Source organism: Streptomyces canus, from assembly GCF_001514145.1.
Classification (GTDB): domain Bacteria; phylum Actinomycetota; class Actinomycetes; order Streptomycetales; family Streptomycetaceae; genus Streptomyces; species Streptomyces canus.
Map to the genome: position 1 here is coordinate 326,696 of NZ_KQ948663.1, position 14,130 is coordinate 340,825.

General features: G+C 69.8%; 13 protein-coding genes. 12 read left to right on the forward strand and 1 reads right to left on the reverse strand.

Translation table 11 applies throughout. The features are described from left to right. The first annotated feature begins 466 nt into the window (after positions 1-466). The 12 genes from AQJ46_RS26290 (at position 467) to AQJ46_RS26345 (ending at position 12,831) form a co-directional block, all read left to right on the forward strand. A complete protein-coding gene (locus AQJ46_RS26290) occupies positions 467-1,009 on the forward strand; it encodes a LemA family protein (RefSeq protein WP_059208047.1) in 543 nt (180 codons plus the stop codon). Between the two features lie 115 nt (positions 1,010-1,124). Beyond that, entirely contained in the window at positions 1,125-2,030 is a 906-nt protein-coding gene (gene pdxS / locus AQJ46_RS26295) for a pyridoxal 5'-phosphate synthase lyase subunit PdxS (protein WP_057614185.1), read from the forward strand. A 6-nt stretch (positions 2,031-2,036) separates the two neighbouring features. After that, positions 2,037-2,642 carry a pyridoxal 5'-phosphate synthase glutaminase subunit PdxT gene (gene pdxT / locus AQJ46_RS26300; protein ID WP_059207944.1) on the forward strand — a complete coding sequence of 202 codons (606 nt, stop codon included), beginning with the start codon at positions 2,037-2,039 and terminating at the stop codon, positions 2,640-2,642. Positions 2,643-2,691: 49 nt separating this feature from the next. Beyond that, positions 2,692-3,444 (forward strand): YebC/PmpR family DNA-binding transcriptional regulator, encoded by a 753-nt coding sequence (locus AQJ46_RS26305; RefSeq protein ID WP_057614183.1) that lies wholly within the window; start codon positions 2,692-2,694, stop codon positions 3,442-3,444. A gap of 129 nt (positions 3,445-3,573) precedes the next feature. Further along, positions 3,574-4,113 (forward strand): crossover junction endodeoxyribonuclease RuvC, encoded by a 540-nt coding sequence (ruvC, locus tag AQJ46_RS26310; protein WP_059207945.1) that lies wholly within the window; start codon positions 3,574-3,576, stop codon positions 4,111-4,113. Beyond that, complete coding sequence (gene ruvA / locus AQJ46_RS26315) at positions 4,110-4,715, forward strand: Holliday junction branch migration protein RuvA (protein ID WP_059207946.1); 606 nt, start codon at positions 4,110-4,112, stop codon at positions 4,713-4,715. The genes ruvC and ruvA overlap by 4 nt, the downstream gene beginning before the upstream one ends. Positions 4,716-4,740: 25 nt before the next feature. Continuing rightward, positions 4,741-5,811, forward strand: a complete 1,071-nt coding sequence (gene ruvB / locus AQJ46_RS26320) for a Holliday junction branch migration DNA helicase RuvB (protein WP_059207947.1) — start codon at positions 4,741-4,743, stop codon at positions 5,809-5,811. A gap of 174 nt (positions 5,812-5,985) precedes the next feature. Further along, a complete protein-coding gene (gene yajC / locus AQJ46_RS26325; protein ID WP_057614180.1) occupies positions 5,986-6,513 on the forward strand; it encodes a preprotein translocase subunit YajC in 528 nt (175 codons plus the stop codon). Positions 6,514-6,644: 131 nt separating this feature from the next. Then, positions 6,645-8,408: a protein translocase subunit SecD gene (secD, locus tag AQJ46_RS26330; RefSeq protein ID WP_208616987.1), complete on the forward strand. Its 1,764-nt coding sequence runs from the start codon at positions 6,645-6,647 to the stop codon at positions 8,406-8,408. A 2-nt stretch (positions 8,409-8,410) separates the two neighbouring features. After that, positions 8,411-9,517: a protein translocase subunit SecF gene (secF, locus tag AQJ46_RS26335; protein WP_059207949.1), complete on the forward strand. Its 1,107-nt coding sequence runs from the start codon at positions 8,411-8,413 to the stop codon at positions 9,515-9,517. Further along, complete coding sequence (locus tag AQJ46_RS26340; RefSeq protein ID WP_059207950.1) at positions 9,514-10,062, forward strand: adenine phosphoribosyltransferase; 549 nt, start codon at positions 9,514-9,516, stop codon at positions 10,060-10,062. The genes secF and AQJ46_RS26340 overlap by 4 nt, the downstream gene beginning before the upstream one ends. 234 nt (positions 10,063-10,296) lie before the next feature. Continuing rightward, entirely contained in the window at positions 10,297-12,831 is a 2,535-nt protein-coding gene (locus AQJ46_RS26345) for a RelA/SpoT family protein (RefSeq protein ID WP_059207951.1), read from the forward strand. Between the two features lie 54 nt (positions 12,832-12,885). Here AQJ46_RS26345 and AQJ46_RS26350 read toward each other — a convergent pair whose 3' ends face one another. Continuing rightward, a complete protein-coding gene (locus tag AQJ46_RS26350) occupies positions 12,886-14,115 on the reverse strand; it encodes a DUF349 domain-containing protein (RefSeq protein WP_059207952.1) in 1,230 nt (409 codons plus the stop codon). Positions 14,116-14,130: the final 15 nt, after the last annotated feature.

Sequence of the window (14,130 nt, forward strand, 5' to 3'; positions counted from 1 at the left end):
CCGAGACCGGCGACTCGCTCGCGGTGGACCGGTGGACCGGTGGACCGGTGGGGCACGGGGGTGCGAGTTCGCCCGCGACTGACCGCCGCATGGGCGCCGGGCGCGGCTGCGGTTGGCGGCGGACTTATGGGCGACGGTACGAGGGACGCGGCGGTTGCCCGAGACCGGCGACTCGCTTGCGGTGGACCGGTGGGGCACGGGTTCGCGGGCTCGCCCGGGACTGATCGCTGCGCGGGCGCCGGGTGCGGCTGCGGTTGGCGGGGGGCTTACGGGCGACGGTGCGACGGATGCGGCGCGGTTGCCCGTGACCGGCGACTCGCCCGCGGTCGACCGGCAAGGCCGTCTGCGTCGGGTCCCAGCTCATCGCCGACCTATCTCGCGCCGGTGAGGCATACCCTCGGGCGGGCCGCGTGCGTCCCGTGCCTGGCCCTCCCCGCCCGAACCCGCCCCGATAGCCTTGCTGCCCGTGACTCCCACCCTCATCTGGATTCTCGTCGCGCTCGTCGCGATCGGCCTTTATCTGAGCTGGACCGCGGGCCGTCTCGACCGGCTGCACGCCAGGATCGACGCCACGCGCGCGGGTTTGGACGCGCAGTTGCTCCGCCGTGCCTCCGTGGCCCAGGAGCTGGCCACCTCGGGCGTGCTCGACCCGGCCGCGTCGATCGTCCTGTACGAGGCCGCGCACGCCGCCCGGCAGGCCGAGGAGGAGCATCGGGAGGTCGCCGAGAGTGACCTGAGCCAGGCGTTGCGGGCCGTCTTCGCGGAGCCCGCCCAGGTGGAGGCGGTCCGCGAGGCGCCCGGGGGAGAGGCTGCGGCCCATGAACTCACCGAGGCTGTACGACGGGTCCCGATGGCTCGCCGCTTCCACAACGACGCGGTCGGCGCCGCCCGCCGCCTCCGCCAGCACCGCAAGGTCCGCTGGTTCCGCCTGGCCGGTCACGCCCCCTTCCCGATGGCCTTCGAGATGGACGACGAGCCCCCCGGGGCCCTGGTCGACCGGGCGGCGTAGGACCAGGGCCGCACCAAAACGATCCACCGCCTCTCCATTGGCCCTTGCTGTGGCCTGGTCCGGTGCCGTTTCCTCGGTGCTGCAGCAGTCCCTTTCACTTCAGCGAGGTCAACCCGTGTCCAGCATCGAGAACCAGGCTCCCGAGACCGGCACCGCGCGCGTGAAGCGCGGTATGGCGGAGCAGCTCAAGGGCGGCGTGATCATGGACGTCGTCACGCCGGAGCAGGCGAAGATCGCGGAGGACGCGGGCGCCGTCGCCGTCATGGCCCTGGAGCGGGTCCCCGCCGACATCCGCAAGGACGGCGGCGTGGCCCGGATGTCCGACCCGGACATGATCGAGGGCATCATCGAGGCCGTCTCGATCCCGGTCATGGCCAAGTCCCGCATCGGCCACTTCGTCGAGGCCCAGGTCCTGCAGTCCCTCGGCGTCGACTACATCGACGAGTCCGAGGTCCTCACACCGGCCGACGAGGTCAACCACTCCGACAAGTGGTCCTTCACAACCCCCTTCGTCTGCGGCGCCACCAACCTGGGCGAGGCCCTGCGCCGCATCGCCGAGGGCGCGGCCATGATCCGCTCCAAGGGCGAGGCCGGCACCGGCAACGTCGTCGAGGCGGTCCGCCACCTGCGCCAGATCAAGAACGAAATCGCCAGGCTGCGCGGCTACGACAACCACGAGCTGTACGCCGCCGCCAAGGAGCTGCGCGCCCCGTACGAGCTCGTCAAGGAGGTCGCCGAACTCGGCAAGCTCCCGGTCGTGCTGTTCTCCGCCGGTGGCGTGGCCACCCCGGCCGACGCCGCGCTGATGCGCCAGCTCGGCGCCGAGGGCGTCTTCGTCGGCTCCGGCATCTTCAAGTCCGGCGACCCGGCCAAGCGCGCCGCCGCCATCGTGAAGGCCACCACCTTCTACGACGACCCGAAGATCATCGCGGACGCGTCCCGCAACCTCGGCGAGGCCATGGTCGGCATCAACTGCGACACCCTCCCCGAGACCGAGCGCTACGCCAACCGCGGCTGGTAACCACTCATGAGCACTCCTGTCATAGGCGTCCTGGCCCTCCAGGGCGACGTCCGGGAGCACCTCGTCGCCCTGGCCGCGGCCGACGCCGTGGCCAGGCCGGTGCGGCGCCCCGAGGAACTCGCCGAGGTGGACGGCCTCGTCATCCCCGGCGGCGAGTCCACCACCATCTCCAAGCTGGCGGTCCTGTTCGGCGTGATGGAGCCGCTACGCGCGCGTGTACGTGCCGGAATGCCTGTCTACGGCACCTGCGCGGGCCTGATCATGCTGGCCGACAAGATCCTCGACCCGCGCTCGGGCCAGGAGACGATCGGCGGCATCGACATGATCGTGCGCCGCAACGCCTTCGGACGTCAGAACGAGTCCTTCGAAGCGGCGGTCGACGTGAAGGGTGTCGAGGGCGATCCTGTAGAGGGCGTTTTCATCCGCGCCCCCTGGGTCGAGTCCGTCGGTGCCGAGGCCGAGGTGCTCGCCGAGCACGAGGGCCACATCGTCGCCGTACGTCAGGGGAACGCGCTCGCCACGTCGTTCCACCCGGAACTGACCGGCGACCACCGCGTGCACTCCCTGTTCGTCGACATGGTGCGCGCGAACCGTACGGCCGAGTCCTTGTAGGATCTCTGGCGTTCGTTGTTTGGATGGGTTACGCGAAGGAGACAGGCAGATGTCCGGCCACTCTAAATGGGCTACGACGAAGCACAAGAAGGCCGTGATTGACGCCAAGCGCGGCAAGCTCTTCGCAAAGCTGATCAAGAACATCGAGGTCGCGGCCCGTATGGGCGGCGTCGACATCGAGGGCAACCCGACTCTCTACGACGCCATTCAGAAGGCGAAGAAGTCGTCGGTCCCGAACAAGAACATCGACTCCGCGGTCAAGCGCGGAGGCGGTCTCGAGGCCGGTGGCGCCGACTACGAGACGATCATGTACGAGGGTTACGGTCCGAACGGTGTCGCGGTGCTCATCGAGTGCCTCACCGACAACCGCAACCGCGCCGCCTCCGACGTCCGCGTCGCCATGACCCGCAACGGCGGTTCCATGGCCGACCCGGGCTCGGTGTCGTACCTCTTCAACCGCAAGGGCGTCGTCATCGTCCCCAAGGGCGAGCTGGGCGAGGACGACGTCCTCGGTGCCGTCCTGGACGCGGGCGCCGAGGAGGTCAACGACCTTGGTGAGTCCTTCGAGGTGATCAGCGAGGCCACCGACCTGGTCGCCGTCCGCACCGCGCTCCAGGACGCCGGGATCGACTATGACTCCGCCGACGCCAACTTCGTCCCGACCATGCAGGTCGAGCTGGACGAGGAAGGCGCCAAGAAGATCTTCAAGCTGATCGACGCCCTCGAGGACAGCGACGACGTCCAGAACGTCTTCGCCAACTTCGACGTGAGCGACGAGGTCATGGAGAAGGTCGACGCCTGAGCCGACGCTCAGCTTCGAACGGGCCGACGGGACACCCCCGTCGGCCCGTCGCGTTGCCGGACGTTGATGCGAGTCGTTGTCGGTGGCACCCGATAGCCTGCACAAACAGGCGATCGAAGGGAGGGGCGCGTGCGCGTACTCGGGGTGGACCCCGGACTGACGCGGTGCGGTGTCGGTGTGGTCGAAGGCGTCGCCGGCCGGCCGCTCACGATGATCGGCGTCGGGGTCGTACGCACGCCCGCGGACGCCGAGTTGGGGCAGCGGCTCGTCGCGATCGAGCAGGGCATCGAGCAGTGGCTGGACGAGCACCGGCCCGAATGCGTCGCTGTCGAGCGGGTGTTCAGCCAGCACAACGTCCGTACGGTGATGGGCACCGCCCAGGCCAGCGCCGTCGCGATGCTGTGCGCCGCCCGCCGCGGCATCCCCGTCGCCCTGCACACCCCGAGCGAGGTCAAGGCCGCCGTCACCGGCAGCGGACGCGCCGACAAGGCCCAGGTCGGCGCCATGGTCACCCGCCTGCTGCGGCTCGACGCCCCGCCCAAGCCGGCCGACGCCGCCGACGCCCTCGCACTCGCCATCTGCCACATCTGGCGCGCACCCGCACAGAACCGACTCCAGCAGGCCGTCGCCCTGCACGCAGCCACAGCACGGAAAGGCCGTACGGCATGATCGCCTTTGTGAGCGGCACGGTCGCCGCACTCGCTCCCGACGCCGCCGTGCTCGAGGTCGGCGGTGTCGGCATGGCAGTGCAATGCACGCCGAACACGCTGTCGACGCTCCGCCTCGGCAAGCCCGCCAAGCTCGCCACCTCCCTCGTCGTACGGGAGGACTCCCTCACCCTCTACGGCTTCGTCGACGACGACGAGCGCCAGGTCTTCGAACTGCTGCAGACCGCGAGTGGAGTCGGCCCGCGGCTGGCCCAGTCCATGCTGGCGGTGCACGCGCCCGACGCGCTGCGCCGAGCGGTGGCCACGGGTGACGAGAAGGCGCTCATCGCCGTACCCGGCATCGGCAAGAAGGGCGCCCAGAAGCTGCTCCTGGAGCTGAAGGACCGGCTGGGCGAGCCGATCGGCGCGCCCGCGATCGGCGCTCCGGTCACCCAGGGCTGGCGCGACCAGCTGCACGCCGCCCTGATCGGCCTCGGATACGCCACGCGCGAGGCCGACGAGGCCGTCACCGCCGTCGCCCCGCAGGCAGAGGCGACCGAGGGCACACCCCAGGTCGGCCAGTTGCTGAAGGCGGCCCTCCAGACCCTGAACCGCGCCCGCTGACCCACCCGACACAGAGGCACACCACATGAACTGGGACGACACCACCGACGCGACCGCCTCCGAGCGGCTCGTCGGTGCGTCCGCCGACCGTGAGGACCAGGCGGTGGAGGCCGCCCTGCGCCCCAAGGACCTGGACGAGTTCATCGGCCAGGAGAAGGTGCGCGAACAGCTCGACCTGGTGCTCAGGGCGGCACGCGCGCGGGGGGCCACCGCCGATCACGTGCTGCTCTCCGGCGCCCCCGGCCTCGGTAAGACCACCCTGTCGATGATCATCGCGGCCGAGATGAACGCCCCGATCCGGATCACCAGCGGCCCCGCCATCCAGCACGCCGGCGACCTCGCGGCGATCCTCTCCTCCCTCCAGGAGGGCGAGGTCCTCTTCCTCGACGAGATCCACCGCATGTCGCGGCCCGCCGAAGAGATGCTCTACATGGCGATGGAGGACTTCCGCGTCGACGTCATCGTCGGCAAGGGCCCCGGCGCCACCGCCATCCCGCTGGAGCTGCCCCCGTTCACGCTGGTCGGCGCCACCACGCGCGCGGGCCTGCTGCCGCCTCCGCTGCGCGACCGTTTCGGCTTCACCGCGCACATGGAGTTCTACGAACCCGCCGAGCTGGAGCGCGTCATCCACCGCTCCGCCAACCTGCTCGACGTCGAGATCGGTTCCGACGGCGCCGCCGAGATCGCGGGCCGCTCCCGCGGCACGCCCCGTATCGCCAACCGTCTGCTGCGCCGGGTCCGGGACTACGCCCAGGTCAGGGCTGACGGAGTCATCACACGCGACATCGCCGCGGCAGCGCTCAAGGTCTACGAGGTCGACGCCCGCGGCCTCGACCGCCTCGACCGCGGAGTCCTGGAGGCCCTGCTCAAGCTCTTCGGCGGCGGCCCGGTCGGCCTGTCCACGCTCGCGGTCGCGGTGGGGGAGGAGCGCGAGACCGTCGAGGAGGTGGCCGAACCCTTCCTCGTGCGCGAGGGTCTCCTCGCCCGCACGCCCCGCGGACGGGTCGCCACTCCCGCCGCATGGGCACATCTCGGCCTCACCCCGCCCCGCTCGGCGTCCACAGGAAACGGACAACAAGACCTGTTCGGGACGTGACGAGATCGTGACGGCGCGGGCATTGGCCGGGTCAGGAACCCTGGTGCCATGCTGAGCGTTGTTCCCTGCGCGCGGACTCGCTTAGACTCCGCCGATGCCGCCTTTGTCGGCGGCAGACATACCCCCAACCATCAGGCCGCTCACCTCGCGGTCGCGTGAAGGAAGTACCGACCCGTGAGTCTCGTGACCCTCCTCCCGTTCATCGTGCTCATCGGGGCCATGTTCCTGATGACCCGCTCGGCCAAGAAGAAGCAGCAGCAGGCCGCGAGCATGCGGAACGACATGCAGCCCGGCAGTGGCGTCCGCACCATCGGGGGCATGTACGCCACTGTCAAGGAGGTCAACGAGGACACGGTCCTCCTCGACGCCGGTCCCGGCATCGATCTTCTCTTCGCGAAGAACGCCATCGGTGCCGTCCTGTCCGACGACGAGTACAACCGCATCGTCCACGGCATCGAGCACGACCTGAAGTCCGACTCCGACGTCGTCCCGGACGACGCCTCCTCCCTCTCCGAGACCGACGAGTCCGCCGACGAAGCTGCCGCCGCCTCCGACGAGAAGTCCGTCGACCTCGGTAAGAAGGACACGGCCGAGGAGCCCGCCGACGACGCGCCCGCCAAGGCCGACGCCGAGAGCGAGGCAGCCGAGGCGAAGTCGGACGACGAGCCGAAGAAGACCGACGGCGACTCCGACGCGAAGTAGTCGCACTCCGGGACGCGCGGACGAGCTCCGCGCGTCCGGGACCTGCGCGGCTCGCACGGGATCCCGACACCAGTCATGGCCGCCCGCCCGCCGACCCGGCGCGAGAGTGGCCCGAGAGGGAGTACGAGAAGGTGGCAGCACCTAAAAGGGGCCGGAGCGCGAGTGCCCAGAGCAAGCCAGGGCGCGCGCTGGCCCTGATCCTGATCGCCATCGTGGCGCTCACCGGTGGAATGTTCCTCTCCGGACACACCACCCCGCGCCTCGGCATCGACCTTGCCGGAGGCACCAGCATCACGCTGGAGGCCAAGGCCGACCAGGGGTCCGCGATCAACAAGGCCAACATGGACACCGCGGTCGAGATCATGAACCGTCGTGTCAACGGCCTGGGCGTCTCCGAGGCGGAGGTGCAGACCCAGGGTGATCGCAACATCATCGTGAACATCCCCAAGGGCACCAACTCCAAGGAGGCCCGCGACCAGGTCGGCACCACCGCCAAGCTGTACTTCCGTCCAGTCCTGGCCCAGGAGGCCACCGGCAGCGCCGCGGCCACCTCGCCGAGCCCGTCCGCGAGCGGCTCCTCGACCGCGTCCCCGAGCCCCTCCGCGAGCAAGTCCGGCTCCACCGGCGAGAAGGCGACCTCGTCGTCCTCCCCGTCGGCCTCCGCCACCTCGCAGGGCCGCGCCGTCACCGACGCGCTGAAGGCGGACTCCACGCCGTCGGCGTCGGCGAGCGCGTCGAGCTCCGCGTCCCCGTCGGCTCCCGCGACCGGCGGCACCGACACCTCCTCCGCCCAGGCCAAGCTCCAGGCCCAGTACACCGCTCTGGACTGCTCCAAGAAGGCGCAGCGCACCACCGCGGGCGAGGGTGCCAAGCCGGCCGACACCACTCTGGGCTGCGGCGAGATCTCCGGCGTCTGGTACAAGTACCTGCTCGGCCCGGCCGCCGTCGACGGCACCGAGGTCAAGAAGGCCCAGGCGGTCTTCGACACGCAGACTGCCGCCGGCTGGCAGGTCACCATGACCTTCAACGGCAAGGGCTCCAAGAAGTTCGCGGACATCACGGGCCAGCTCGCGAAGAACACCCAGCCGCAGAACGAGTTCGGCATCGTCCTCGACGGCGAGGTCGTCTCCAGCCCCTACGTCAGCTCCTCGATCACCGGCGGCAGCGCCCAGATCTCCGGCAGCTTCACGCAGGACGAGGCCCAGAACCTCGCCAACATGCTGTCGTACGGCGCCCTCCCGCTCTCCTTCCAGGAGCAGAGCGTGACCACGGTGACCGCCGCGCTCGGCGGTGACCAGCTGCACGCCGGTCTCCTCGCCGGCGCCATCGGCCTCCTTCTGGTCGTCATCTACCTGGTGGCCTACTACCGGGGCCTGTCCCTCGTCGCGATGGCCTCGCTGCTCGTCTCCGGCATCCTCACCTACGTGCTCATGGCGCTGCTCGGCCCGGCCATCGGCTTCGCGCTGAACCTGCCGGCCGTGTGCGGTGCCATCGTCGCCATCGGTATCACCGCGGACTCGTTCATCGTGTACTTCGAACGCATAAGGGACGAGATCCGCGAGGGACGCTCGCTGCGCCCCGCCGTCGAGCGGGCTTGGCCGCGTGCCCGGCGCACCATCCTGGTCTCCGACTTCGTGTCGTTCCTCGCCGCCGCGGTGCTGTTCACCGTGACGGTCGGCAAGGTCCAGGGCTTCGCGTTCACGCTCGGTCTGACCACCGTGCTCGACGTCGTCGTGGTCTTCTTCTTCACCAAGCCGCTGATGACGCTGCTGGCCCGTCGGAAGTTCTTCGCGAGCGGCAGCAAGTGGTCCGGCCTCGACCCGAAGAGTCTGGGTGCCAAGCCGCCGCTGCGCCGTACCCGCCGTTCCGGCCCCGTTGAGACGAAGGAGGCGTGAGCATGTCGAAACTCGGCAACCTCGGCGCCCGACTGCACCGTGGCGAGATCAGCTACGACTTCATCGGTCACCGCAAGCTCTGGTACGGCATCTCGATCCTGATCACCATCACGGCGATCCTGGGCCTCGCGGTACGCGGCCTCAACATGGGCATCGACTTCCAGGGCGGCGCGGTCTTCACCACCGAGAAGACCAGCATCTCGGTCTCCCAGGCCGAGGACTACGCGAAGGAAGCCTCCGGCCACGACGCCGTCGTGCAGAAGCTCGGCAACGGCACGCTGCGCATCCAGATCGCCGGCATGGACACCAAGCAGTCCGACCAGATCAAGACGGACCTGGCCAAGGACTTCAAGGTCGACCCGGAGAGCATCGCCGCCGACCTGGTCGGACCCAGCTGGGGCGACCAGATCGCCAACAAGGCCTGGCAGGGTCTGGCGATCTTCATGGTCCTCGTCGTGATCTATCTGGCGATCGCCTTCGAGTGGCGTATGGCCATCGCGGCGCTCGTCGCCCTGATCCACGACATCACCATCACCGTCGGCATCTACGCCCTCGTCGGCTTCGAGGTCACGCCGGGTACGGTGATCGGTCTGCTGACCATCCTCGGTTACTCGCTCTACGACACGGTGGTCGTCTTCGACTCCCTCAAGGAGCAGACGAAGGACATCACCAAACAGAACCGCTGGACCTACAGCGACATCGCCAACCGCTCGATCAACGGCACCCTGGTCCGCTCGATCAACACCACGGTGGTCGCGCTGCTGCCGGTGGCGGGCCTGCTGTTCATCGGTGGCGGCTTCCTCGGCGCGGGCACGCTCAACGACATCTCGCTGTCGCTGTTCGTCGGTCTCGCCGCCGGTGCGTACTCCTCGATCTTCATCGCCACGCCGCTCGTCGCCGACCTCAAGGAGCGCGAGCCGGCGATGAAGGCCCTCAGGAAGCGGGTCCTGGCCAAGCGTGCCCAGGCGTCCGTCGAGGAGGAGATGGCCGACGCGCGTCCCGTCTCCGACGAGCCGGACGACGACGCCGCCCACGCGGTCGTCGGTCCGCGCACCCAGCCCGCGTCCCGGGGCCGGGGCCGTGGCCGTCCCTCGGGGAAGCGCCGATGACCGAGCTCACCGACATCACCTCGTTGCTGCTCAGCCGTATCCGTGATGTGGCCGACCATCCGGAGCCGGGGGTGATGTTCAAGGACATCACCCCGCTCCTGGCGGACCCGGCGGCGTTCTCGGCGCTCACCGACGCGCTGGCGGCCGTCGCGGCGAGCACCGGCGCCACGAAGGTGGTCGGCCTGGAGGCCCGGGGCTTCATCCTCGGCGCCCCGGTCGCGATCCGCGCGGGTCTCGGCTTCATCCCCGTGCGGAAGGCGGGCAAGCTCCCCGGAGCGACCCTCAGCCAGGCGTACGACCTGGAGTACGGCTCGGCGGAGATCGAGGTGCACGCGGAGGACCTGTCCGCCGACGACCGCATCCTGATCGTCGACGACGTCCTGGCCACCGGCGGCACCGCCGAGGCCTCGATCGAGCTGATCCGCCGAGCGGGCGCCGAGGTCGCCGGCCTCGCGGTCCTGATGGAGCTGGGTTTCCTGGGCGGCCGGGCCCGCCTGGAGCCGGCTCTGGCCGGAGCCCCGCTGGAGTCACTCCTCAAGGTCTGACCCCCAGCAAGCCCCGCACGAACGGCCGTCCCTCTTCGGGGACGGCCGTTCGCAGGTGAACCGGGCACTGCCCGCCGCGGTACCAGGGAAACCTCAGGAATCACGCGAGAGCCCCTCTTGTTGCACTCATAGACGTCTCTCACATCGGGCTGAAGGCGATCCCGGGGCGCAGGATCGCTACCATGGGGTCTCCGGAGCCTGACCGGGGACCCGGATCGCGCACGAGGAGTCCTCTTGCCAGACGAGGCCCAGCCACTCACCGCCGCCAAGCCCGAGCCCGCCTCGGCGCCCGCGGCCAAGCCCGCGCCGGACGCGAAGAGCGCGACGAACGACGCCCGCGGGCCGGTCGAGCACGCCCCGTCGGCCCCCGTCGACAAGCCGGCCGAACCGCCTCGGCCCAAGCCCGCCACTCCCGAGCACTCCTCGTCGGCGACCCCCGCGGCCCGTCCGAACGCGGGCCAGCCCGCCCGTACCGGCTCCTCCAACCGCGTCCGTGCCCGTCTCGCCCGCCTCGGCGTCCAGCGCTCCAACCCGTACAACCCGGTCCTGGAGCCGCTGCTGCGGATAGTGCGCAGCAACGACCCGAAGATCGAGACGGCGACGCTGCGCCAGATCGAGAAGGCCTACCAGGTCGCCGAGCGCTGGCACCGAGGCCAGAAGCGTAAGAGCGGCGACCCCTACATCACCCACCCCCTCGCGGTGACCACGATCCTCGCCGAGCTCGGCATGGACCCGGCCACCCTCATGGCGGGTCTGCTGCACGACACCGTCGAGGACACCGAGTACGGCCTCGACCAGCTCCGTCGCGACTTCGGCGACTCCGTGGCCCTGCTCGTCGACGGCGTCACCAAGCTGGACAAGGTCAAGTTCGGCGAGGCCGCGCAGGCGGAGACCGTGCGCAAGATGGTCGTGGCGATGGCCAAGGACCCCCGTGTCCTGGTCATCAAGCTCGCCGACCGCCTGCACAACATGCGCACCATGCGGTACCTGAAGCGTGAGAAGCAGGAGAAGAAGGCGCGCGAGACGCTGGAGATCTACGCTCCGCTCGCCCACCGCCTCGGCATGAACACCATCAAGTGGGAGCTGGAGGACCTCGCCTTCGCGATCCTCTACCCCAAGATGTACGACGAGATCGTACGACTGGTGGCCGAGCGGGCGCCCAAGCGCGACGAGTACCTGGCCATAGTGACCGACGAGGTGCAGTCCGACCTGCGGGCGGCCCGGATCAAGGCCACCGTCACCGGGCGACCGAAGCACTACTACAGCGTCTACCAGAAGATGATCGTCCGCGGCCGCGACTTCGCGGAGATCTACGACCTGGTCGGCATCCGAGTCCTCGTCGACACCGTCCGCGACTGCTACGCCGCCCTCGGCACCGTGCACGCGCGATGGAACCCGGTCCCCGGCCGGTTCAAGGACTACATCGCGATGCCCAAGTTCAACATGTACCAGTCGCTGCACACGACGGTCATCGGGCCGAACGGCAAGCCGGTCGAACTCCAGATCCGTACGTTCGACATGCACCGCCGCGCCGAGTACGGCATCGCCGCGCACTGGAAGTACAAGCAGGAGGCCGTCGCCGGTACCTCCAAGGTGCGCTCGGACCAGCCGCGGACCACCGGCAAGGACGACCACCTCAACGACATGGCGTGGCTGCGCCAGCTCCTCGACTGGCAGAAGGAGACCGAGGACCCCGGCGAGTTCCTGGAGTCCCTGCGCTTCGACCTCTCCCGCAACGAGGTCTTCGTCTTCACCCCCAAGGGCGACGTCATAGCGCTGCCGGCCGGTGCCACACCGGTGGACTTCTCCTACGCGGTGCACACCGAGGTGGGCCACCGCACCATAGGGGCCCGGGTCAACGGCCGTCTCGTACCGCTGGAATCGACCCTGGACAACGGCGACCTCGTCGAGGTCTTCACGTCCAAGGCACCCGGGGCCGGGCCGTCCCGGGACTGGCTGAACTTCGTGAAGTCGCCGCGGGCGCGCAACAAGATCCGCGCCTGGTTCTCCAAGGAGCGCCGCGACGAGGCGATCGAGCAGGGCAAGGACGCCATCGTCCGGGCGATGCGCAAACAGAACCTGCCGATCCAGCGCATCCTCACGGGCGACTCGCTCGTCACGCTCGCCCACGAGATGCGGTACTCCGACATCTCCGCGCTGTACGCGGCGATCGGCGAGGGGCATGTCTCCGCGCAGAACATCGTGCAGAAACTCGTCTCCGCGCTCGGCGGCGAGGAGGCGGCCACCGAGGAGATCGACGAGGCGGTCCCGCCGAGCCGCGGCCGGCGCAAACGGCGTTCCAACGCCGACCCGGGCGTCGTCGTCAAGGGCGTCGACGACGTGTGGGTCAAACTGGCCCGCTGTTGCACACCCGTCCCGGGCGATCCGATCATCGGCTTCGTCACCCGCGGTAGTGGCGTATCGGTTCACCGCAGCGACTGCGTCAACGTGGAGTCACTGTCCCGCGAGCCCGAGCGCATCCTCGAGGTCGAGTGGGCGCCCACGCAGTCCTCGGTCTTCCTGGTCGCCATCCAGGTCGAGGCCCTGGACCGCTCCCGGCTCCTCTCGGACGTCACCCGCGTGCTGTCCGACCAGCACGTCAACATCCTCTCCGCGGCCGTCCAGACCTCCCGCGACCGCGTCGCCACCTCCCGCTTCACCTTCGAGATGGGCGACCCGAAGCACCTCGGTCACGTCCTGAAGGCGGTCAGGGGAGTCGAGGGTGTGTACGACGTCTACCGCGTGACCTCGGCGCGGAACCGGTCGTAGAAGACACGTGAAAGGGCCCCGCACCCACGGTGCGGGGCCCTTTCACATACGGCTTCAGCCGCCGAACTCCTGGAGACCCTTGAGCGCCTGGTCCAGGAGCGCCTGGCGGCCCTCCAGCTCACGCTCCAGCTTGTCGGCCCTGGCGTTGTTGCCCTGGGCGCGTGCCTGGTCGATCTGGCCCCTGAGCTTGTCCACGGCGGCCTGGAGCTGGCCGGTCAGACCCGCGGCACGCGCGCGTGCCTCCGGGTTGGTCCGGCGCCACTCGGTCTCCTCGGCCTCCTGGAGGGCGCGCTCGACGGTGTGCATCCGGCCCTCGACCTTCGGCCGGGCGTCCCGCGGGACGTGACCGATGGCCTCCCAGCGCTCGTTGATCGTGCGGAAGGCGGCGCGGGCGCTCTTCAGGTCGCCGATCGGCAGGAGCTTCTCGGCCTCCTCGGCCAGCTCCTCCTTCAGCTTGAGGTTCTCGGTCTGCTCGGCGTCCCGCTCGGCGAAGACCGAGCTGCGGGCGGCGAAGAACACGTCCTGGGCGCCGCGGAAGCGGTTCCACAGGTCGTCCTCGTGCTCGCGCTGGGCGCGGCCGGCCGCCTTCCACTCGGCCATCAGCTCGCGGTAGCGCGCGGCCGTCGGGCCCCAGTCCGTCGAGCCGGACAGCGCCTCGGCCTCGCCGACCAGGCGTTCCTTGGTCCTGCGGGCGTCCTCGCGCTGCGCGTCCAGCGACGCGAAGTGGGCCTTGCGGCGCTTGGAGAACGCCGAGCGGGCGTGCGAGAAGCGGTGCCACAGCTCGTCGTCCGACTTGCGGTCCAGGCGCGGCAGACCCTTCCAGGTGTCCACCAGTGCGCGCAGCCGCTCACCGGCGGCCCGCCACTGGTCGGACTGGGCCAGCTCCTCCGCCTCGACGACCAGCGCCTCCTTGGCGTGCCGGGCCTCGTCGGACTGCTTGGCGCGCTGCTGCTTGCGCTCCTCGCGGCGCTTGTCGACGGTCTCCACGAGCTTGTCCAGCCGCACCTTGAGCGCGGCCAGGTCGCCGACCGCGTGATGCGCGTCGACCTGCTCGCGGATGTGGTCGATGGCCGCCTGAGCGTCCTTCGCCGACAGGTCGGTGGTCTTCACTCGCTTCTCGAGGAGGCCGATCTCGACAACCAGGCCCTCGTACTTGCGCTCGAAGTAGGCCAGGGCTTCCTCGGGGGAGCCGGCCTGCCAGGAACCGACGACCTGCTCGCCGTCGGCCGTACGCACGTACACGGTCCCCGTCTCGTCGACGCGGCCCCACGGGTCGCTGCTCACAGCGCCTCCTCCACA

Excerpts from the sequence above, each read along its gene's own strand:
- pdxT (WP_059207944.1), top strand. The coding sequence starts at position 2,037 with ATGAGCACTCCTGTCATAGGCGTCCTGGCCCTCCAGGGCGACGTCCGG.
- AQJ46_RS26305 (WP_057614183.1), top strand. The coding sequence starts at position 2,692 with ATGTCCGGCCACTCTAAATGGGCTACGACGAAGCACAAGAAGGCCGTG.
- ruvA (WP_059207946.1), top strand. The coding sequence starts at position 4,110 with ATGATCGCCTTTGTGAGCGGCACGGTCGCCGCACTCGCTCCCGACGCC.
- ruvB (WP_059207947.1), top strand. The coding sequence starts at position 4,741 with ATGAACTGGGACGACACCACCGACGCGACCGCCTCCGAGCGGCTCGTC.
- secF (WP_059207949.1), top strand. The coding sequence starts at position 8,411 with ATGTCGAAACTCGGCAACCTCGGCGCCCGACTGCACCGTGGCGAGATC.
- AQJ46_RS26340 (WP_059207950.1), top strand. The coding sequence starts at position 9,514 with ATGACCGAGCTCACCGACATCACCTCGTTGCTGCTCAGCCGTATCCGT.